Here is a 19,727-nt window from a genome sequence, read left to right as displayed (position 1 = left end):
ACAGTTACGACAGCGTCAGTAGCAGTCGCCGGCATGCACCTGGAAGCAGTCCGGGCACATCTTGTCCCGCGTCGGCTCCGGGATCGGGGTGCGCGTCGGCTTGGCCGGCGCCGTCTTGGGCTTGGTCACCCGCGGGCGCGCCGGGGCGGCTGGCGCCCTGGTGGCGTCCGGGTTGATCGCCAGCAGCCGCTGCAGCCGTTCCTCGGCGTAACTCTGCAGCCCCGGGGACAGCTCCCGGCTCAACAGCTCCCGGTAGGCCGCGGCGTTGGTGGCCGCCGCGGTGCGGCTGGCCGGGATGGTGCCGACCAGCAGATGCTGCAGACTCTTCATGTACGCCTCGACGTCGGCGGCGGTCCTGCGGTGCTTGGCGGCGATCTGCTCGGCGGTGGCGCCGGCCTCGATACTGCGCAGCACCTCACCGTGGTTGAACACCGGATCACTGGTGTGCAGCAGTCGGTCGATCTCGTCGCGCAGGGCAGGTGTCAGCGCGCTCATCACGGGTGCCCGGTCCTTTTCCATCGTGGTCCAGTATCCGCGCCCCCGGGGGGTGGCCGCTAACGTGGGGATCCGTGACTGCCCGCCCGGTCGACCCCGACTTCCTTGACCTGCCCCGCCAAGCTCTCGCCGACGCCGCGCTGGCCGCGGCCGTCTCCGCCGGCGCCAGCTACGCCGACCTGCGCATCCATCGCATCACCAGCGAGTACATCCAGCTGCGCGACGCCGAGCTGGAGAGCGCGGTGGAGTCCCGGGAGGTCGGGCTCGCGGTGCGGGTGATCGTCAACGGCACCTGGGGCTTCGCCTCCCACGCCGAGCTGACTGCCGACGTCGCCGCCGAGACGGCGCGCCGTGCGGTGTCCGTGGCCACCGTGCTCGAGCCGCTGAACGCCGAGCAGGTCGATCTGGCCGCCGAGCCCGTGTACGCCGACGCCACCTGGGTGTCGGACTACCTGATCGACCCGTTCGAGGTGCCGACGCCGGACAAGATCACCCTTCTGGGGGAGTACGCCGGCCGGCTGCTGGCCGCCGACGGGGTGGACCACGTTTCGGCCGGGATGAACGCGGTCAAGGAGCAGACGTTCTACGCCGACACCTTCGGGTCCTCGATCACCCAGCAGCGCGTGCGGGTGATGCCGATGCTCGAGGCGGTGGCTGTCGATGCCGCTGCTGGGTCCTTCGAGTCGATGGGGACGCTGTCCCCGCCGTACGGTCGGGGCTGGGAGGTGCTGGCCGGTGACGACGTGTGGAACTGGTCGCAGGAACTGGCCGAGCTGCCGGGTCTGCTGACCGAGAAGGTCAAGGCGCCCTCGGTGGTTGCGGGCCCCACCGACCTGGTGATCGATCCGTCCAACCTGTGGTTGACCATTCACGAATCCATCGGTCACGCAACCGAATACGACCGGGCCATCGGGTACGAAGCGGCCTACGCCGGGACGTCGTTCGCCACGCCGGACAAGCTGGGCACCATGCGCTACGGCTCCCCGGTGATGCACGTGACCGCCGACCGCACCGTGCCCCACGGACTGGCCAGCATCGGCTACGACGACGAAGGGGTGCAGGCGCAGAGCTGGGATCTGGTGCGCGACGGGATCTTCGTCGGTTACCAGCTGGACCGCGTGTTCGCCCCGCGCCTGGGCCAATCGCGGTCCAACGGCTGCTCGTACGCCGACTCGCCGCACCACGTCCCGATTCAGCGGATGGCCAACGTGTCGCTGCAGCCCGCGGCCGAGGACATCTCGACGCAGGATCTGATCTCCCGGGTGTCTGACGGCATCTTCATCGTCGGCGACAAGAGTTGGTCGATCGACATGCAGCGCTACAACTTCCAGTTCACCGGGCAGAGGTTCTACCGCATCCGCGACGGCCGCCTGGACGGGCAGTTGCGTGATGTCGCGTACCAGGCCACCACCACCGACTTCTGGAATTCGATGGAGGCCGTCGGCGGCCCGAGCACCTGGGTGCTGGGCGGCGCCTTCAACTGCGGCAAGGCTCAGCCCGGTCAGGTGGCCGCGGTCAGCCACGGGTGCCCGTCGGCGTTGTTCCGCGGCGTCAACGTGCTCAACACTCGCATCGAAGGGGGCCACTGATGATTCCCGCACCGCTTGTCGTCGAGATCGCTCTGGCCGCCGCCGACCAGGGCAGCGGCTCCGACGAGACCATCGTCCTGGTCACCGACACCACCGACGCCTCACTGCGCTGGGCGGGCAATTCCATGACCACCAACGGGGTGTCGATCAGCCGCAGCACCACCGTCATCTCCATCGTGCGTCACGGTGACAAAGCCCATGTCGGATCGGTGCAGTCTTCCGACGTGGACCCGGACACCATCGCGGTCCTGGTCACCGCCGCTCAACTGGCGGCGCGGTCGGCACCCGAAGCCCGCGACGGCTTTCCGCTGTTGGTTGACACCAGCACGCCCGAGGATTGGGACCATCCCGGCCCCGGCACCGGTGCCGAGGTGTTCGGCGCGGTGGCCGGCTCGCTGGCCCCGGCCTTCGCCGGCGCCGACCAGCTCTACGGATTCGCCCACCATGTCGTGGAGACCACCTGGCTGGCCACCTCCACCGGGGTGCGGCGGCGCTTCACCCAGCCCACGGGCACCGTGGAGATCAACGCCAAACGCGCAGGGGCCAGCGCGTGGGCCGGGGTCAGCACTCCCTGGTTCGTCGACGTGCCCACCGATGCACTGCTCCAGGAGCTCGACCGCAGGCTCGGATGGGCTTCTCGCACAGTCGAATTGCCCGCCGGGCGGTACGAGACCCTGATGCCTCCCTCTACGGTGGCCGACATGATGATCTACCTCGGCTGGACCATGGACGGCCGCGGTGCCCAGGAAGGCCGCAGCGCGCTGTCCGCGCCCGGCGGCGGGACCCGAGTGGGGGAGAAGCTCACCGACCTGCCGCTGACGCTGTACTCCGATCCCGTCGAGCCCGGCCAGGAGTGTGCTCCCTTCGTGTCCGTGGGGACGTCCTCGGAGCGTCAGTCGGTGTTCGACAACGGTCTGGTGATCCCCCGGGTGGACTGGATCCGCGACGGGGTGATCAACGCGCTGGCCTACCCACGGGCGGCCGCCGCGGAATTTGATGCACCCGTTGCGATTCCGGCCACCAACATGATGATGACCGGCGGCAGCGCCGACCTTGCGGACATGGTGGCGTCCACCGAGCGCGGTCTGCTGCTCACCACCTTCTGGTACATGCGCGAGGTGGACCCCGCCACGCTGCTGCTCACCGGCCTGACCCGCGACGGCGTGTACCTGGTCGAGGACGGTGAGGTCACGGCCGCGGTGAACAACTTCCGGTTCAACGAGAGCCCGCTGGACCTGCTGCGCCGCGCCACCGAGGCCGGCGTCGCCGAGCCGACCTTGCCGCGTGAGTGGGGCGACTGGGCCACGCGCGCCACCATGCCGGCGCTGCGCATTCCGGACTTTCACATGTCGTCGGTGAGCCAAGCCCAATAAAGGCCGAGCGTGCGTGTCTGCACATGAATGCCCGGCGTGTCCCGTACAAATGTGCGCGCTCGATACGACGTTTCCCGTTCGCGGCGACGGGTACCCCGGCACGATGAAAGCATCGGCACGGACGACCTTCGCCCTGTTCACCGGCGCGGCAGCGATGACGCTGCTGGTGGGCTGCGGCGGCAGCGGCGATTCGGAGGAAACCAGCACCACGTCGGAGACGACGACGGAGACCTCGGAAACCACCACGACCACCATGACCACCCCCATGGAATCCGAGACCCCTGCGCCCAGCGGAACAGAAGGCGGCGGCGCCGTTCCCGGTGGACCCACCGGCACCGGCGGCCCTGAAGGTGGCGGCGGCGGAATTCCGGGTGGACCCACCGGTGGTGGCGGCCCTGAAGGTGGCGGCGGCGGGATCCCGGGTGGACCCACCGGCGGCGGCGGACCCGAAGGCGGCGGTGGCTCGATTCCCGGCGTCGGCGGCGGCAGCGGTGGCCCCGAGGGCGGCGGCGGCTGTGTCGGCGGCGTCTGCGTGACCGTCCCCGCTCCGTAACGCTCCTTGACCACCCTTCGTGCCCGGCGGCCCAGTCGCCGGGCACGACCGCGTCTCTAGAAGTCCAACTCGCGGTAGATCTCCCGCAGCACCACCGGCAGCAACGCGTTGGCCGTGGTCCTGCCGTCCGGCGCCACCGTCAGGTTCGTCCAGATCACCAGGGTCACGTCGTTGTCCGGATCGTGGCCCATGAACGAGTTGAAGCCCGGAAGCTCACCGCCGTGGTAGTACATCGCGGCCTGTGGTCCGAATCTCTGGTACGAGATGCCGTAGCCGTACTTCTGCCCCTCCGGTTCGCCGGGGTCCTCGGCCACCAAGCTGTCCAGCCATCGTCGGTGCCATTGCGGGTCGAAGACGTTGCCCGACATCAGTTCCTGCATCCAGCGTGCCAGGTCGTCCGCTGTCGACACCGCACCTCCGGCCGCAGTGGCGTAACTGGGATTCTGGAAGGTGTAGTCCGTCGGCTGCAGGGTGCCTGCCCGAGCGCCGGCCTGCACCTCGGGTGGGTACTCCGCATCGACCAGGGCGTACGAGGTCCCTCCGTACATGTAACCGTGTGAATACGGTGCAGGCAGTTCGTCCCCGGCGGGTAGCAGGGTCTGCGTCAGGCCGTGTGGCTTCAGCAGGCGCTCCTGGAACAGCACCGCCAACGGCGTGCCGGTCACCCTCTCCGCCACCAGGCCCAGTAGGGCGTAATTGGTGTTGCTGTAGTCGAACTCGGCTCCGGGGGCAAAGCGTGGTGGTCGGGCGAACGCCATCGCCAGCACCTCGGCCGGGGTGTATGTGCGCGAGGGGTCGGCGTCCAGCGCCGCTGCCAGTTCGGGCGCGTCGGTGTAGCCGTACAGCCCGCCGCGCATGGTCAGCAGCTGCGCCACCGTGATGTCGTCGCCCCCGGGGACCCCCGGCACGTACCTCGACACCGGATCGTCGAGCGTCAATGCGCCCTGCTGGGCCAGCAGCACGACCAACGCCGCGGTCATTGTCTTGGTGTTGGAGGCGATGCGGAAGTGCGTTTGCGGCGTCGGCGGCTGCGAGGTGCCCAAGTCGGTGGTGCCGACGGCGGCGGTGAACGAGCCCTGCGGCGTCCGGACCAGCACCAGTGCGCCGGGGACCAGGAGTCCGGCCGCGGCGTCGGCGACGGCGGTCTGCAGTCGGGCCGGGTCGATGGTGTGCAGGGGCGTCGGCTCTGCTGCGGCCACCGGGGCGAGTGCGAGCATCATCGCCACGGCAAGTACCCGCAGGCAGGGGTTCATCAGCGTCATCGGCTCACGCCCTCGTGGAGGTGTGGCGGCAGTGTATCGCCATCCGAACCTGCTGGACGCTGAAACTGCCACTCGGCAAAGTTTGCTGAAAGTCCAGCGCAAAGGCGCGCGCGGTGTCATTCTGATGCCGCTCTCTTCGGTACGCCGTCCGTCAGAGAGCTCCAGGGTCGGGGAGTCCTTGGAGGGGCCAGTCATGAATACAGAGGTACACATCGGTCGGGTGGGCGGTCTGGCGGTCGCACTCGGGGTGGGTCTGGCCGTGGTCGTCGGCGCCGGCGCTGCCGCCGCGGAGACGACCGACACAGACACCACGTCCAGTTCGTCCGACAACTCGAAGAACGACTCCGACGACACCTCGGACAAGGACACCTCCAAAGCCGAGTCACGCAGCGCGGACAGCACAGCGAAAACCCAGAAGGCCGACAAGGCCGCAGCCGCCGAGACATCTCGGAAGTCCTACGGCCGCACCACCACTCGTCGTGCGGCCGAGGACCACACTGATGCTGCTGACGCCGCCGACCGATCCAGCGACAGAACCTCTGCCAAGCCCAGTGCCAGAAAGACGGATCCGGCCGAGGCGGTCCGTGACCTGGTGGCCGAGACCGTCTCCGCACCCGCACGCCTGGTGACCCAGGCGCTGAACAGCGTCACCCTGCGCACGCCGCAGGCGCCTCGCCCGACGACGCCGCAGCAGTCCTCGCTGTTGCTGGGGCTGGTCACTCAGGGCACGCGGCGCGAGGCCGAGGCCGCAGCCGTGGAGCCCGTGGCGCGAGCCGCGGTCACCGCCCCGGCCACCACCCGCATCGGCTGGGTCACCGGCGCCGGCGGCCTCAACGACACGGTCAAGCGGTTCGGCATCGCCGGCACCGACATCGGCGTCATGTGGGACAACGGCATCACCAAGGACAACCCCGCCACCGCCATCAAGGAGCAGCGCCAGGTTCTGATGGCCTTCGGCGACACGTTCTCCCAGCCGCGGATGACGGGCATCTGGCGCAACAACGTGCTCCTGCGCAGCGCCGACAACGTGCTGTCGAACGGGCTCTATGTGCCCAACGGGATCATCCACGACCCCGGCGCCTACAGCGGCTCCCCGATGACCAACCCCAATTTCTCCCGCGAGATCATCGGCAAGTACGGCTACGCCGTCGGCCCCGAGGTCACCATCATCCCGACGGCGGGCATCGCGGTGCCCGGTGCCGGCGCCAACGGCGCCACCCGGCAGTACGTCAACTTCATGTCGGTGCGGTCGTGGGACACACCGGGACGGTGGACCACGAACTACTCGGGCATCATCTGGTCCGACGACAACGGCCAGAACTGGACGGTGGTGCCCGCCTCCAGCATCCGCCCCGCCGCCTCCGGACGCTCCACCCGTCCGTTCATCAACGGCAATCAGAACTTCCAACAGGGCGCCTACGTCAAACCGCCGGCGGGCTCGGCCGACTCGACGGCCGGCTGGGTCTATTCCTACGGCACGCCCGCCGGCCGCGGCGGCACCGTCTACCTGTCGCGTGTCAACGACAAGCAGATCCTCGACCAGACCAAATACGAATACTGGAACGGCAGCAGCTGGGTGAAGAACAACCCGGCGGCCGCCAAACCGATCCTGCCCGGAACCACCACCACCAGCTTCTTCGGCCTGGTCAAGAACACCACCTATCCGTCGGCGGGGGAGATGTCGGTGCAGTACAACCCGTACTTGAAGAAGTACGTGATGCTCTACACCGATGGGTCCAACAATGTGGTGATGCGGACGTCGTCCACGCCGCAGGGCACCTGGTCCACAGCCAAGACGCTGGTCACATCGTCGCAGTACCCGGGTCTGTACGCCCCGATGATCCACCCGTGGTCGGGATCGTCGCTGCTGAAAAAGGCGGACGGATCGGTGGAGGACCCCCAGATGCTGTACTGGAATCTGTCGCAGTGGAACGAGTACAACGTGGCGTTGATGCGCACCGATCTGACCCGGGTGTAGCGCGGTGGCGCCGAGAACCGATAGGCCGCATATGAAGTACGTGCTGACAGCGGCGCTCGCAGCGTTGGCGCTCGCCCCGGTGGCATCGGCCCAGCCGCACGCCGGCGGCCCGTGTCCGACCGGCGCCTTGACCAAACTGCCCGATGGCGGCGTGCTCACCTGTTCCGGGGGGACGTGGACGCCTTTTGACGGCCCCTACCCCAGCAGTGACATCTGGGTCAGCGACGCTGCAGGCATCAGCTTGCACGGCCAGGGTCTGCGCAACCCGGAGATCGTGTCGGGGCAGTGGACTGCCACGCCGCTGGATCCCGCGGCGGCCTGTGCCGCCACGCAGTCGGCCGTGGTGGCCGCCGGCGAGGTGGGGCCCGAGCAGACCACTGCGGGCCTGCCCGGGCAGCCGCTCGAGGTCACCGTGCTGCCGGTGGTTTTCCGGATCACCCTCAGCGGCGACTGCGTCTGGCAGAAGCGCTGACTATCCGGCCAGCAGCTGCAGCAGGCCGTGCGGTGAGCCGCTGCCCAGGCATATCGTCATCGTCTCGCGGGCGCCGACCGCGACGGACGCACTGCGGGTGAACATCTCGTCTTCGAAGGCGGCCAACGCCGATTCGACGTCGTGGGGGTGTGTGGCGATTGCGTCGGCCAGCCGCGCACCGTCGAACATTGCGAGGTTCGCGCCGTCGCCTGACGGTGGCATCAGATGCGCTGCGTCGCCGAGGAGGGTCACCCCGGGCACACGCTGCCAGCGGTGCGTGTCGGGAAGCGCGTAGATGGGGCGCGGCACGGGAACGGTGTCGCTGTCAGCGATCAGAGCTCTCAATTGTGGTGCCCATCCGTCGAATTCGGCGGCGAGGCGAGCGCGGTCGATGTTGTCGGCCCACCCGGCTGGCCGTTGCAGCATCACGTAGGTGTGTACCACCGCGCCTGCCTCCCGGTGCGCGACGATGCCCTTTCCCGGCGTCAGGGCATACATGGCGCCCTGGCCCACCGCCGCGGCCGGTTCCGGGTGCCGGACGTCGACGTCGTGGAGGTACGTCTCGACGAACACCGCGCCGGTGTAGGCGGGCGTCGCAGGTGAGACCAGTGACCGGACCTTCGACCACGCGCCGTCGGCCCCCACGAGCAGACGCGTGTCGACGGCCGGCCCGTCGGCGAACATCAGCCGGTGCGTTCCGTCGCCGAGCGGGTGCACTTCGATGACCTTGCGGTTCCACTGCACAGCGCCCTCGGGCAGGGCGTCGAGCAGGATCTGCCGAAGATCGCCGCGCAGCACCTCGGGGCGCGTCCCGGTGCCGTCATCGGGTCGGTCGAGCAGGACGGTGCCGTCAGGCTCCAGGACCCGGGTGGCTTCGCCGCCCTGGTGCACGATGGTGCGGAACTGAGCGGTGAGCCCCGCCACCGCCAGCGCAGCCTGTCCGTCGTGTTCGTGGATGTCGAGTTGGCCGCCCTGGGTGCGGGATCCCGCGCGGGGGTCTGCGTCGTAGACGACGGCCGGAATTCCGCGCACATGGAGAACCCGCGCCAGCAACAGGCCGCCCAGGCCGGCGCCGACGATGGTCACGGATGGTGTCATGGTGGTCCTTCCACTGGAACATCGTTCCAGTCAGTCTGGAACAGCATTCCAGATGTGTCAAAATGGCCTATGCCACCGGCGCGACTGTCCAAGGAACTGTTGGTCGAGACTGCCGTCGCCATCCTCGATGCCGACGGCGCCGACGCCCTGACCTTCCGCGCGCTCGCGGCCCGCCTGTCGACCGGCAGCGGGGCCATCTACTGGCACGTGACGAACAAGAACGACCTGTTGGCCGCCGCGACCCAGGACGTGATCGGCCGTACGCTCGGGGCCGTGCACGCCGCGGGGGATCCCCGTGACACCGTCCGCGCCATCGCCTCCGCGGTCTTCGACGCCATCGACGCCCACCCCTGGGTGGGTGCACAATTGGCGCAGGAACCGTGGCAGCCGGCCATGGTGCAGATCTTCGAGCGGGTGGGCCGCCAGATCCAGGCGATGGGTGTCGCGGAGGAATCCCAATTCAACAGCGCCGCAGCGCTCATCGGGTTCATCCTCGGGCTTGCCGCCCAGTACGCCTCCGCGCTCCGCTTGCGCGCGCCGGAACCGGATCGCTCCACGTTTCTGAAAACCGTTGCCGCGCAATGGACCAGCAACGATCCGCTGGATTATCCCTTCGTGCACCAGATCGCCGGTCGGTTTCCGGACCACGATGATCGCGAGCAGTTCCTCGCCGGTGTCGATCTGATCCTGCGCGGCATCGCCGGGTAGGCTGCGTTGCTCACCGCCGCTGGGTGGTCGCAGTGGCGCCGAGAGCCGCCGTCACCGCCTCGCGGACGACCGCCGCCCGCAGGTACGGCCCGATGCCGTGATGATTGTCGGTGTCGTTGACCACCAGCACGTCCGTGCACATCGCGGCGGGGTCGTACTCGCCCCGGATGGTCTTGTCCAGCGCCACCACATCACGCGCGTCGCAACAATTGCGCCACGCTGCAACGGGATCCGGCACCTTCAGCGGTGTCACCACCAGGTCCTGGATCTCGGTGACGGCCAGCGGTGAACCCAGCGTGACGAACAGCGGCACCGTACGGTCCTGGTTGACCGGGTTGCTCAGCACGTCGTAGGCCACCACCGACCCGAGGCTGTGGCCGATGACGATCACGGGCCCGCCGATGTCGTCGAGTACCTGCTGCAGTGCCGCCCTGATGGCGGGCCCGCGGCCGCCGAAGAAATACGCGTGGACGTCCTTGAGCGCGACCTTGACCAGAGCCCGGAACGCTGCCTTGCGTAACGGTGCGGGCAGCGGCAGCACCTCGAACTGTGATTCGGCCAGGCTCTCGCCGTCGGCCACCGCGTCGGCGGCATAGGTCATGTCGCGTAGCCACGGTGCCAGCGGTGAGGTCTGTAGGCTCTCGAGAACACCTGTTTGCGAGGCGATCTCGCTCAATGTCGCCTCGATGAACTGTTCGGGGGACTCCGCTGCGGCCGGCAAGGCCTCGAATTCGCCTGCATCGGGAACCCGCAGGTGCGCCCAGTACGCCATGCGGGTCTGCGTGCCCATGGGATTGCCGAACAACGCGAGATCCCATTCCTGCTTCACATCCTCGGCGGCAGGCTTGTCGCCGATCCCGTGGATGTAGACGACGGTGGGGGTGGTCATGGCGTCCCGCCTCAGTTCGTCGGAGCCTGCACCAGGCCGGTGCCCACATCGAGTGAGTCCGTGCCCGGCGCCAGGCCGGTCATGGTCGCCGAGCCGACGAGCTTGGACTGCAGGAACACCGGGCTGAGTTGCCCGGCGGCGGTGAGCTTCTCCGCCCACAACGCCGCCACGCCGGCAACGTGCGGGGTGGCCATGCTGGTGCCGCTGAGCGGGCGGGTTCCGCCGCCCACCTTGGCGCTCACCACATCGACCCCGGGGCCGGCGATGGTGGCGCGGGTGTTGGAGAACGGCGCGATCTGCAAACCACCCGTTCCTTTGCCCAGCGCTGCGACGGCCAGCACCCCGGTGGAAGCGGCGGGCGGGGCCACGTTGATCTCGTACGGCGGGTTCTGGTTACGGCCGCTTTCGTTCCCCGAGGCTGCGACCACCACCACCGTCTGAGCGAACGACGCGCGGGCACCCAGCAGGTTGGACAGCTGTTCGAACAGCCGGATGTTGGCCCGGTACTGCTCCAGTGCGATGGAAGTGGCTACCGGAATGCTGAAACCGTTGTGCGCCACCAGTTCCTCGACCCAGCCCGGGAAGTCGATACCCAAGGACATCGAGATCACGTTGGCGCCCTGGTCGGCGGCCCAGGTGATGGCCTCGCACAGGGTGTCGCTGCCACCACCTCCGGGGCCCAGCACCTTGCCGATCAGGGCCCGTTGTACACCGCGGGCCACCCCGATGCGTACGCCGTCGACGTCGCGGCCGAAAATTGTTCCTGCGCAGTGGGTGCCGTGACCTTGAGTGTCGTGGGCGCTACCGGATCCGGTGAAATCCTTTTGCACCAACTCGATTCCGGCAAAGGCGGGGTGTCCGGCGTCGATGCCGGTATCCAGGACGGCCACCGTGACGCCGTGGCCGGTGAACGGTGAGCTCGTGGCCCCCACCGCTTCCACGCCCCAGGTCACGGCGGCGTCATCGCTGAACCCGGGGGTTGCCTCCAGCGGCTGCACCAGTGTGATCGGCATCGCCGGTGCGAAGCTGACCACTGTCGGATCGTTGAGGATGGTGTGCAGTGTCTGGCGATCGAGTTGCTCCTCGACGTCGACGGTGATGTCGGCCGGGGGCGTCAGTGCTTCGAAGACGCTGGCGCCGGGACCGTCGTTCGGATTGCGCCGTGCGGCGGCTCCCGGGGTCCGCAGGATCACGGTGTTCTGGTGCAGGGATCGTGAAAGTACGCCGGTCATCGTTGCCCCTCGGTCTCGACGTGGTGTGGTGCGTCGAGCATCTCCGCCGGGGCGCGGCGTCACACGCGTAGTGGACTACCCGTCAGCGCCAGTGCGTGGCGAAGAAATTGCCGGCGTCCACCGAGGCGTCGAAGGCGCGGGTGGTGGCACCCACCTGCTGCACCGGGAGCACGGTGGGTGCGCCCGGCCAGGTGTGGCCGCCGCCGTCGACGCGGGTGAACACCACCGAGGCGTCGTCGGCGCAGCCTGAGCTGATCCGGAACGAACGCATGCCGTCACCCGCATCGGGCAGCGGCACCTCGGTGGGCGCACCGCACCCGTTGAGGTTGCGCCATACGTCGGCCATGGCCGGTGCGGGCACGACGGTGCTACCCCGCCGCGACCCAGCATGGGCCCGCCGTTGAACGGCACCACCGGGTCGGCGGTGCCGTGGGTGGCCATCACGGCGACGGGCTCGGACGGCGCGCACGCATAGTTGGTGCCCAGGGTGCCGTCGACGGGTGCAATGGCGGCGAAGATGTCGGCACGCTCGCAGGCCAGCCGGTTGGCCATGAAGGCGCCGGCCGACAGCCCGGTCGCGTACACGCGGTTGGGGTCGATGTTGAATTGGGTGACCAGTTGATTGACCAACGCCGAGATGAAGCCCACGTCGTCGACGCCCTGGCGGTCCGGGACCGAGGCACCCCGGCCGTCGGCCCAGCTGAAATCGATGCCGTCGGGGTAGGCGACCACAAAACCGTGCGCGTCGGCGATGCCGTCGAAGTGGGTCAGCGCCTGTTGGGACGCGCCGGTGTGGCCGCCGGCATGCAGGTTGATCACCAGCCCGTTGACCGGTCCCGGCGGGACATGCAGGACGTAGGTACGGGGCAGGCCGCCGAAGTCGATGTGGGCGCCCGGGAACGGCTCGGCCACCGCCGGGGCGGCAAAGATGCACAGGGCAGCCGCCAGCGCGCCCGCGCTACTGGCTATCGAATGCAGTCTCACACCGTTTCCCCCACGCCGCCGTGGCACACGTTCCGTGACGCTAATTGCTGACACCGCCTTCCGCAGAAGATTCGCCCGAACCGGTGCCGGCGTTACCGGAGCAGGTCGAGCACCGCATCGACCTCCCGATCGGTGGTCGCCCAGGAGCACACGAAGCGGTACACCGGGCGCTGCGGATCGGGTGCGTGGACGGCGAAGCGTGCCGCCACCCGGGCATGCAGCTCGGGCTCCAGAAGAACAAACACCTCGTTGGCCTCGGTGGGGCTGGCCAGGGTCAGGCCGCGCTCGACGAAACCGGCGGCGAGCCGCGCAGCCATGGTGTTCGCGTGGGCGGCCAGTTCCAGCCAGCGGCCGGCGGTGAACAGGGCCTCGAACTGCGCCGACACGAAGCGGTGTTTGCTGGGTAGGTGACCGATCTGCTTGTGCACGAAGCGGATCCCGTCGAAGCGCTCGGGCCTGCGCACCAGGATGGCGTCACCGAACAGCAGGCCGTTCTTGGTGCCGCCGACGGTCACGATGTCGGCGTCGCCCATTGCCTCCAGGGGGGAGACGCCCAGCGCGGCAACCGCATTGGCGATGCGGGCACCGTCGACATGCACCAGCAGACCCTGGTGGTGGGCCTCGTCGACGAATTCCTTGATCGCGTCGGCGCGCCAGAGGCGGCCGTTCTCGGTGGACTGGGTGATGGTGACGATGCTGGGCTGGGAATGGTGGACCGAACCCCGGCGGGCCGCGTGTGCGGCCAGCGCCGCGGGGTCGATCAGGCCGTCGTCGCTGGGCAGCACGGTCAGCATGGCGCCCGACAGTCGCACCGGGCCGCCGGCCTCGTCCACCAGGGAGTGCGCGATATCGCTGCACAGGATGGCGTGCCACGGCCGGGTAGCGGCGGTCAGGGCGATCACGTTGGCTCCGGTGCCGGTGAGCGCAAACAGCACCTCGGCGTGGGGGGAGTCGAAGGTCTCCCGGATCAGTGCGGCGGCGCGGCTGGTGATGTCGTCGCTGCCGTAGGACATCGCCGGATCCTGGTTCGCGGCGATCACCGCCTCCAGCACCGCCGGGTGGGCGGGCGCGGCGTTGTCGGAAGCGAAGGCGGCGGAGGCATTCACCCCCGCCATCATGTCAGTTGGGCTTCTTGCCCTGTCCGTGCCCCTGGTTGCCCTTGTTCCCCGGCCCGCCGCCCGGCCCGGATTTTTTGGGCGGTGCCGGCGCCTGGGTCACCGGCGCCGGTTCGCTGACGGGCGTCACCGCGGCCGGAGGGACGACGGGTGCTGACGGGGTGGGCAAGGGGGTGCTGGTGCTGACCGGTTCCGGTGCCGGGGTGCTGTCACCGGTGTCCAGGGTGAAAGCCAGCGCCGACACCACGAACGCAGTGGTGATACCGGCTGCAGCCAAAGATTTGCGGGTCCTGGGAGCCAGCCGCCGGCGCGGCGGCGCGGCCAGCATCTGGGTGGCCTCCGGGGGCAGCGGTTCCGCGAGCAGTCGGGTGGCGGGCCGGGTCCCCACCGGCTGACCGGCAAGCGCGGCGCGCATCTGGGCGGCGCTGTTGAACCGGCCGGCGATCGCGCCGTCGATGGCGGCCGCCAGTGCGGGATCAGCGCCCACCGTGTGTGCCGGCGGCGGTGCGGTGTCCAGGATGGCGCGGGCCAGCACGGCCGGGTTGTCGTGCGGGAAGGCGTATCGGCCCGCGAGAGCCTCGAACCCCATCAGCCCCACCGCGTACAGGTCGTCGGACACCGAGGCCGGCGCCCCGGAGATCCGGGCGGGACTCATGTAGGCCATGGTGCCGATGATCTGGCCGGTCATCGTGTGCGCGGCGCCGCCGGTTTTGGCTATGCCGAAGTCGGCGACCTTGAGGCTGTCGCCGCCTCGGGAGACCAGGATGTTGGCGGGCTTGATGTCGCGGTGCAGGACGCCGGCCGCGTGCGCGGTGTCCAGCGCCGAGAGCACCTCGTCGAGCATCCGCCGCACCAGGTCGGGCGGCATCGGTCCGCGTTCCATGACGTCGGCCAGCGTCTGGCCGGGCAGCCGTTCCATCACGATGAACGGTGCGCCCTCGTGTTCGCCATAGTCGTAGATGGCCACGATGTTGGGGTGTGCCAGTGGGGCGGCGGCGCGGGCTTCGCTTTCGAAGCGGCCGCGCACGTCGGGCTGGGTGACCAGGGCGGCATGCAGCAACTTGACCGCCACGGAGCGGCCCAGGCGCTCGTCCCAGCCGTCGTGCACTTCGGCCATGCCGCCGTGTCCCAGCGGGCCGCAGAGTCGGTAACGGCCAGCGAGCAGGTCCTGCTCATTCACGGCCATGTGATTGCCGCCTCGGCGTCTGCGTAAACGGAGGTGGTCCTTACTTCAGCCATTTCCAGGGCTTGTCCCAGTGTCCCGGGGGGACGCCGACGACCTGCCCGATCTGACCCGGGGGAACACCCACCCATTTGGCGACCTGTCCCGGAGGGGGCAGGGGAACCCAGGGATCCGGGTGTGCTGCAGCGCTGCCCGCCCCGAATCCGAGGGCTGCGGCGCCCAACGCGCCGGTGAGAGCGGCGGTGACCAGTGTCTTCTTCATCAAGGGGTCTCCTCTCTTGTGGCGAACCGGTCTGTGTCAGACCGGCCACGCGAATGTTGACCTCTTGGTTCATCGACCGCGCCCAGCGCGGCGTTACCGACCAGGATTTGCACTCTAACCCTCCCGGAGGGTTAGAGTTTCGAGGCCCGGCCATCGTGCCCACAATCCACTCGAGGAGTTTGCTTGTCCGACACTGTCCTCACGGCGCTGCGTTCGCCGAAACGGCTCCGCACCGAGGTCCTGGCGGGGCTGGTGGTGGCCTTGGCGCTGATACCCGAGGCCATCTCGTTTTCCATCATCGCCGGGGTGGATCCGCGGGTGGGACTGTTCGCCTCGTTCACCATGGCCGTCACCATCGCCATCGTCGGTGGCCGTCCTGCCATGATCTCCGCGGCCACCGGTGCGGTGGCGTTGGTGATCGCGCCTCTGGTGCGTGATCACGGCCTGGATTATCTGATCGCGACGGTCATCCTGGCCGGGGTGCTCCAGTTGGTCCTGGGTGGACTCGGCGTGGCCAAACTCATGCGCTTCGTCCCGCGCAGCGTCATGGTCGGCTTCGTCAACGCGCTGGCCATCTTGATCTTCGTCGCGCAGATCCCGCACCTGCTGGGCGTCCCGTGGCTGGTCTATCCGATGGTGGCATTCGCCATCGCGGTGATCGTGCTGTTGCCCAAACTCACCACGGCGGTCCCAGCGCCGCTGGTCGCCATTGTGGTCCTGACGGCCGCCACGCTGGTCTTGGGTTGGTCCGTGCCCGATGTCGGTGACGAGGGTGAGCTGCCGTCGAGCCTGCCTGCGCTGCTCATTCCGGACGTCCCGTTCACCCTGGAGACCCTGCGCATCATCGCCCCGTACGCGCTCACCATGGCCGTGGTGGGTCTGCTCGAGTCGTTGATGACGGCCAAGTTGGTCGACGACATCACCGACACCCACTCCAACAAGTCCCGCGAAGCCGTCGGCCAAGGCGTGGCCAATGTGGTCACGGGTTTCTTCGGTGGGATGGGTGGTTGCGCCATGATCGGGCAGACCATGATCAATGTGAAGGTCAGTGGCGCCCGCACGCGGATCTCGACGTTCTTGGCCGGTGCGTTCCTGCTGGCGCTGGTGGTGGGCCTGGGCGATCTGGTGGCCCAGATACCGATGGCCGCGCTGGTCGCGGTGATGATCATGGTGTCGGTGGCGACGTTCGACTGGCACAGTGCGAATCCGAAAACGTTGCGGCGCATGCCCAAGAGCGAGACGTTCGTCATGGTGTGCACCGTCGCGGTCACCGTTGCGACCGACAATCTCGCCTACGGGGTCGCCGTCGGAACCTTGGCGGCCATGGTGTTGTTCGCCCGGCGCGTGGCACATTTCACCGCCGTCGAGGCGCACACCGCCGATGGCGTGCGGCACTACGTTGTCACCGGCGAGTTGTTCTTCGCCTCCAGCAATGACCTCATCTACCAGTTCGACTACTCCGATGACCCCGACGACATCGTCATCGACGTGTCTGCCGCGCACATCTGGGATGCGTCCACCGTCGCCACCCTGGATGCGATCACCACCAAATACGCTGCCAAGGGCAAGACCGTGACCATCATCGGCATGAACGACAACAGCGCCCAGCGGCACGCACGGCTCAGCGGCGCCCTGGGAGGCGAATCGTGAGCGACGAGCTTCTGCAGATCGGCGAGGTCGCCACGCGAACCGAGCTGTCCGTCAAAACGATTCGGCACTACGACGATGTGGGTCTGGTGCGGCCGTCGGCGCGTTCGGGCGGCGGCTTCCGGCTCTACACTGCCGATGACGTCGCCCGGTTGATCGCCATCCGCAGGATGAAGCCGCTGGGTTTCAGCCTCGACGAGATGCGGGATCTGCTGGGTGCACTCGACACCTTGGCCGACCCGTCGTACAGCGACGCCGAACGCGCGCAGGCCAGGGCGTTTCTCGCGGTGTGCCACACCCGCGCGCAGGAGGCGTGCGTAACGCTGACCCAGCAACTGGCTTACGCGCAGGAGCTGACCCAGCAGCTGGCCGCGTACGGCTCAGAGAGCTGACGTCAGTGCCGTGAGAATGGCTGCGGTGGGAGCGCGGCGGGCCTGTCGATAGCCGGTACCCGCCCACAGGTGCACGTCATCGGCCACGCCGGCAGCGGCCGCGGCCTTGCGCAGCGGGCTGGTCAGATGATGGATCGCGGGATAACCCAGCGGCGCGTGGCTTTCGAAGGTGTCGATGAAGCTGTTGCGCAGTCCGCGGGCCGGGCGCCCGGTGAATGCCCGCGTCAGCACCGTCTCGGTGCGGGCCGGATCCTGCAGCGCCGCTTGATGGGTGGCCGAGGCTCCGCTTTCGTCGGCCAGTAGCAGCAGTGTTCCGACAGCCACAGCCGAGGCTCCGGAGTGCAGCGCGGCGGCCACCGCTGCCGACGACGTGATGCCGCCCGCCGCGATCACGGGGGTGTCGACGGCGTGGGTCACCTGGGTGATCAGTTCGCCGATGGGGACCTCGGTCGGCGGACCGGAGGGCGTCAGCGTGCCCGAGTGCCCGCCGGCCACGCTGGCCTGCACGGCGAGCAGGTCGACGCCCGCCGAGGCTGCCACGCGGGCCTCCTCGGCCGTGGTGACGGTCTGGATGACCACCGTGCCCTGCTTCTGCAGAGCGCTGATGGTCGCGGTATCGGGCAGACCGAAGGTGAAGCTCACCACGGGCACCGGGTCCGAGAGCAGCAGGTCGATCTTGGCGGCCCAGGCATCGTCGTCGTCTTTCGGTTCGGCAGGCAACGTCACGCCGAAGCGGTCGGCCTCCCGCTGGACCTGCGCGGCGTACGCCCGGTAGTCGGCGGGGCTGATGGGCACCGGGTTGGGCGCGAACACGTTGACGCCGAACGGAACCGAGGCTTGGCGCACAGCGGTGATGTCGGCCTGCAACGCGTCGATGGCCTTGTAGCCCGCCGGGACGAACCCGACGCCGCCGGCGTCGGCGGCCGCGATCACCATGGCCGGGGTGGTTGCCCCGCCCGCCATCGGGGCGGCGATCACCGGGATGTCCAGACCCAGGTTGGTCAGAAGTGAGGTCATCGTTGCTCCTCGAGGTGAACGTGCGTCAGGAGATCGGTCAACGCCGAGATCGGTGTGTGTACCACTCCGGCCACGGTGTTGATGATGGTGTCGCGCAGGTCCCGCTCGGCGTGCCGCTCGGCCAGCCAGTGGAACTTCTCGACGGTACGCGCCCAGTCGAAGGGCCGGGTGGCAGCGCCGTGAAAATCATCCTGCGCGCGGCTGAGGTGTTGCCCGTCGCTCAACCACAGATCGATGCGCACCGGCGTGGCCCGCGGATACGCCGCGGTCAGCTGGTCATCGGGATGAACAGTGATGCGGCGCAACAAGCTCTGCACGTCGGCTTGCACCACGCGTTCGGTTCGCAGTTGGTCCGGGCCCACATGACCGTCCAACAGCGCGACCGCCAGAAGATATTTCAGGTTGTAGTCCGCCTGCTCCTTGGTGCGCGGTGTGTCCTTGGGGCCGAAGGTGCCGCCGCCGGCGATGTCGTAGGCGGTCTGGAACACGGCCACCTCCATCCGGTCCACGTCGTCGGGGTGCACGCCGTCGGCCAGGGTCAGTATCGTCTCGATCGGGGCCTGCCCGTGGATCAGCGCGCTGAACTGCTTGAGGTGGGTCTGCTCCACCACATTCAGGCTGCGATCGTCGAGCCGCAGATCGATGGTCTGGCCGAAGAGCTGTTCCAACCCGTTGGGGCCCTCGAAGAGTCCGCGCGGCCCGGTGACACCGAGGCGGGCCAAGCCGGTGGCGTAGACGGCGCGCTGGGCGGTGATCCCGGGGGAGATGCCTTTCCAGTTCGACACCGGCTCGGAGTGGATGGCCGCCAGTGACACGTTGTCGGCGGCGGCCATCGCGATGGCATTCGCTGTCTGCCCCGCATCCAGACCGTAGAGCCGCGCGGCTCCGGCGGCCACCGAGATGGCCAGCTGCAGGGCGTGATTGAGCCCGCGCGCCATCACCGGCACCGCCGCCGAGAAGCGGCACTGTACCTCGTAGGCCAGTGCCATGGCGAGCAGGAAGTCCGCCCCGCCGGCTCTCACACTGTCAGCAACGGCCAGCAGCGCACCGATGTTGTCTGCGGGATGGCACAGGCCACCCGGGGTGAGGTAGGTGTCCAGCAGGTCGGCCGAGCGCACCGCGACGGAGTTGTACAGGGCGGCTTGGTCCACTGACGTACGACCGCCGCCGATCAGCGTCGCCCGCGGCGTACCTCCCACGATGTCGATCTGGTCGCGCAGTCGCCCCAGAGTCTCGCCGCCCAGCGCCGCGATGGCGCAGGCCACGCTGTCGAGCAGGTTGCGGCGCAGCAACTCCGGGTGGCCGATGTCAGCGGATTGCGCCTGGACGACGAATTCGGCGAGGTCGTCGAGCTTCATCGGATGACCTCGACGGTCATCCACGGATACAGCGGTAGTGAGCAGAGAGTCGGTGCGGTACTTACCGCCGGCGGCTCCGGGGTCGTTCGGATGGGACTGTAGAAGTGCCATGATCGTGGT

The 19,727-nt window shown here is 68.6% G+C and carries 19 protein-coding genes; 8 read left to right on the top strand and 11 right to left on the bottom strand.

All coding sequences use genetic code 11. The features are described from left to right. Positions 1–15 precede the first annotated feature (15 nt). Entirely contained in the window at positions 16–519 is a 504-nt protein-coding gene (locus G6N58_RS29115; protein ID WP_115280450.1) for a hypothetical protein, read from the bottom strand. A 50-nt stretch (positions 520–569) separates the two neighbouring features. Here G6N58_RS29115 and G6N58_RS29110 point away from each other — a divergent pair, with 50 nt between their 5' ends. The 3 genes from G6N58_RS29110 (at position 570) to G6N58_RS29100 (ending at position 4,010) form a co-directional block, all read left to right on the top strand. Further along, positions 570–2,084: a TldD/PmbA family protein gene (locus G6N58_RS29110; RefSeq protein WP_115280451.1), complete on the top strand. Its 1,515-nt coding sequence runs from the start codon at positions 570–572 to the stop codon at positions 2,082–2,084. Continuing rightward, positions 2,084–3,457: a TldD/PmbA family protein gene (locus G6N58_RS29105; protein WP_115280452.1), complete on the top strand. Its 1,374-nt coding sequence runs from the start codon at positions 2,084–2,086 to the stop codon at positions 3,455–3,457. Before G6N58_RS29110 ends, G6N58_RS29105 begins: the two co-directional genes overlap by 1 nt. A 103-nt stretch (positions 3,458–3,560) precedes the next feature. Beyond that, positions 3,561–4,010, top strand: a complete 450-nt coding sequence (locus G6N58_RS29100) for a hypothetical protein (protein WP_115280453.1) — start codon at positions 3,561–3,563, stop codon at positions 4,008–4,010. A gap of 56 nt (positions 4,011–4,066) precedes the next feature. Here the strand turns inward: G6N58_RS29100 and G6N58_RS29095 are convergent, their stop codons facing one another. Beyond that, on the bottom strand, positions 4,067–5,263 hold the full coding sequence (locus G6N58_RS29095; RefSeq protein WP_232068172.1) for a serine hydrolase domain-containing protein: 1,197 nt from the start codon (positions 5,261–5,263) through the stop codon (positions 4,067–4,069). Between the two features lie 202 nt (positions 5,264–5,465). On the opposite strand from G6N58_RS29095, the gene G6N58_RS29090 reads away from it, so the two are divergent. Both G6N58_RS29090 and G6N58_RS29085 read left to right on the top strand, forming a co-directional pair. Beyond that, positions 5,466–7,250 carry a glycoside hydrolase family 183 protein gene (locus G6N58_RS29090; protein WP_115280455.1) on the top strand — a complete coding sequence of 595 codons (1,785 nt, stop codon included), beginning with the start codon at positions 5,466–5,468 and terminating at the stop codon, positions 7,248–7,250. A gap of 31 nt (positions 7,251–7,281) precedes the next feature. Beyond that, a complete protein-coding gene (locus G6N58_RS29085; RefSeq protein ID WP_115280456.1) occupies positions 7,282–7,722 on the top strand; it encodes a hypothetical protein in 441 nt (146 codons plus the stop codon). Here the strand turns inward: G6N58_RS29085 and G6N58_RS29080 are convergent, their stop codons facing one another. Beyond that, positions 7,723–8,820 carry an FAD-dependent oxidoreductase gene (locus tag G6N58_RS29080; RefSeq protein ID WP_115280457.1) on the bottom strand — a complete coding sequence of 366 codons (1,098 nt, stop codon included), beginning with the start codon at positions 8,818–8,820 and terminating at the stop codon, positions 7,723–7,725. It lies immediately after the preceding gene. A gap of 69 nt (positions 8,821–8,889) precedes the next feature. Between G6N58_RS29080 and G6N58_RS29075 the strand changes: the two genes are divergently transcribed. Next, on the top strand, positions 8,890–9,528 hold the full coding sequence (locus tag G6N58_RS29075; protein ID WP_115280458.1) for a TetR/AcrR family transcriptional regulator: 639 nt from the start codon (positions 8,890–8,892) through the stop codon (positions 9,526–9,528). A gap of 10 nt (positions 9,529–9,538) precedes the next feature. Here the strand turns inward: G6N58_RS29075 and G6N58_RS29070 are convergent, their stop codons facing one another. The 6 genes from G6N58_RS29070 to G6N58_RS29045 form a co-directional block, all read right to left on the bottom strand. Next, entirely contained in the window at positions 9,539–10,417 is an 879-nt protein-coding gene (locus G6N58_RS29070) for an alpha/beta hydrolase family protein (RefSeq protein WP_115280459.1), read from the bottom strand. Between the two features lie 11 nt (positions 10,418–10,428). Further along, a complete protein-coding gene (locus tag G6N58_RS29065; RefSeq protein WP_115280460.1) occupies positions 10,429–11,649 on the bottom strand; it encodes a S8 family peptidase in 1,221 nt (406 codons plus the stop codon). Positions 11,650–11,724: 75 nt separating this feature from the next. Continuing rightward, positions 11,725–12,633 (bottom strand): CE1 family esterase, encoded by a 909-nt coding sequence (locus tag G6N58_RS29060; protein WP_337769783.1) that lies wholly within the window; start codon positions 12,631–12,633, stop codon positions 11,725–11,727. Between the two features lie 92 nt (positions 12,634–12,725). Then, positions 12,726–13,748 carry a threonine aldolase family protein gene (locus G6N58_RS29055; RefSeq protein ID WP_115281966.1) on the bottom strand — a complete coding sequence of 341 codons (1,023 nt, stop codon included), beginning with the start codon at positions 13,746–13,748 and terminating at the stop codon, positions 12,726–12,728. 4 nt (positions 13,749–13,752) lie between these two features. Then, positions 13,753–14,934: a serine/threonine-protein kinase gene (locus G6N58_RS29050; RefSeq protein ID WP_115280461.1), complete on the bottom strand. Its 1,182-nt coding sequence runs from the start codon at positions 14,932–14,934 to the stop codon at positions 13,753–13,755. Between the two features lie 40 nt (positions 14,935–14,974). Continuing rightward, positions 14,975–15,193: a hypothetical protein gene (locus G6N58_RS29045; protein ID WP_115280462.1), complete on the bottom strand. Its 219-nt coding sequence runs from the start codon at positions 15,191–15,193 to the stop codon at positions 14,975–14,977. Positions 15,194–15,376: 183 nt separating this feature from the next. On the opposite strand from G6N58_RS29045, the gene G6N58_RS29040 reads away from it, so the two are divergent. After that, positions 15,377–16,843, top strand: a complete 1,467-nt coding sequence (locus G6N58_RS29040; protein WP_115280463.1) for a SulP family inorganic anion transporter — start codon at positions 15,377–15,379, stop codon at positions 16,841–16,843. After that, entirely contained in the window at positions 16,840–17,232 is a 393-nt protein-coding gene (locus G6N58_RS29035) for a MerR family transcriptional regulator (RefSeq protein WP_115280464.1), read from the top strand. Before G6N58_RS29040 ends, G6N58_RS29035 begins: the two co-directional genes overlap by 4 nt. Here the strand turns inward: G6N58_RS29035 and G6N58_RS29030 are convergent. Further along, positions 17,221–18,249 (bottom strand): NAD(P)H-dependent flavin oxidoreductase, encoded by a 1,029-nt coding sequence (locus tag G6N58_RS29030; protein WP_115280465.1) that lies wholly within the window; start codon positions 18,247–18,249, stop codon positions 17,221–17,223. The two genes, G6N58_RS29035 and G6N58_RS29030, sit on opposite strands and share 12 nt — an antisense overlap. After that, entirely contained in the window at positions 18,246–19,718 is a 1,473-nt protein-coding gene (locus G6N58_RS29025) for an MmgE/PrpD family protein (RefSeq protein ID WP_232068051.1), read from the bottom strand. Before G6N58_RS29025 ends, G6N58_RS29030 begins: the two co-directional genes overlap by 4 nt. Between the last annotated feature and the right edge of the window lie 9 nt (positions 19,719–19,727).

The sequence above is a fragment of the Mycolicibacterium tokaiense genome, from assembly GCF_010725885.1.
Classification (GTDB): Bacteria; Actinomycetota; Actinomycetes; order Mycobacteriales; family Mycobacteriaceae; genus Mycobacterium; species Mycobacterium tokaiense.
This window is presented reverse-complemented; position numbering and strand designations above follow the sequence as displayed.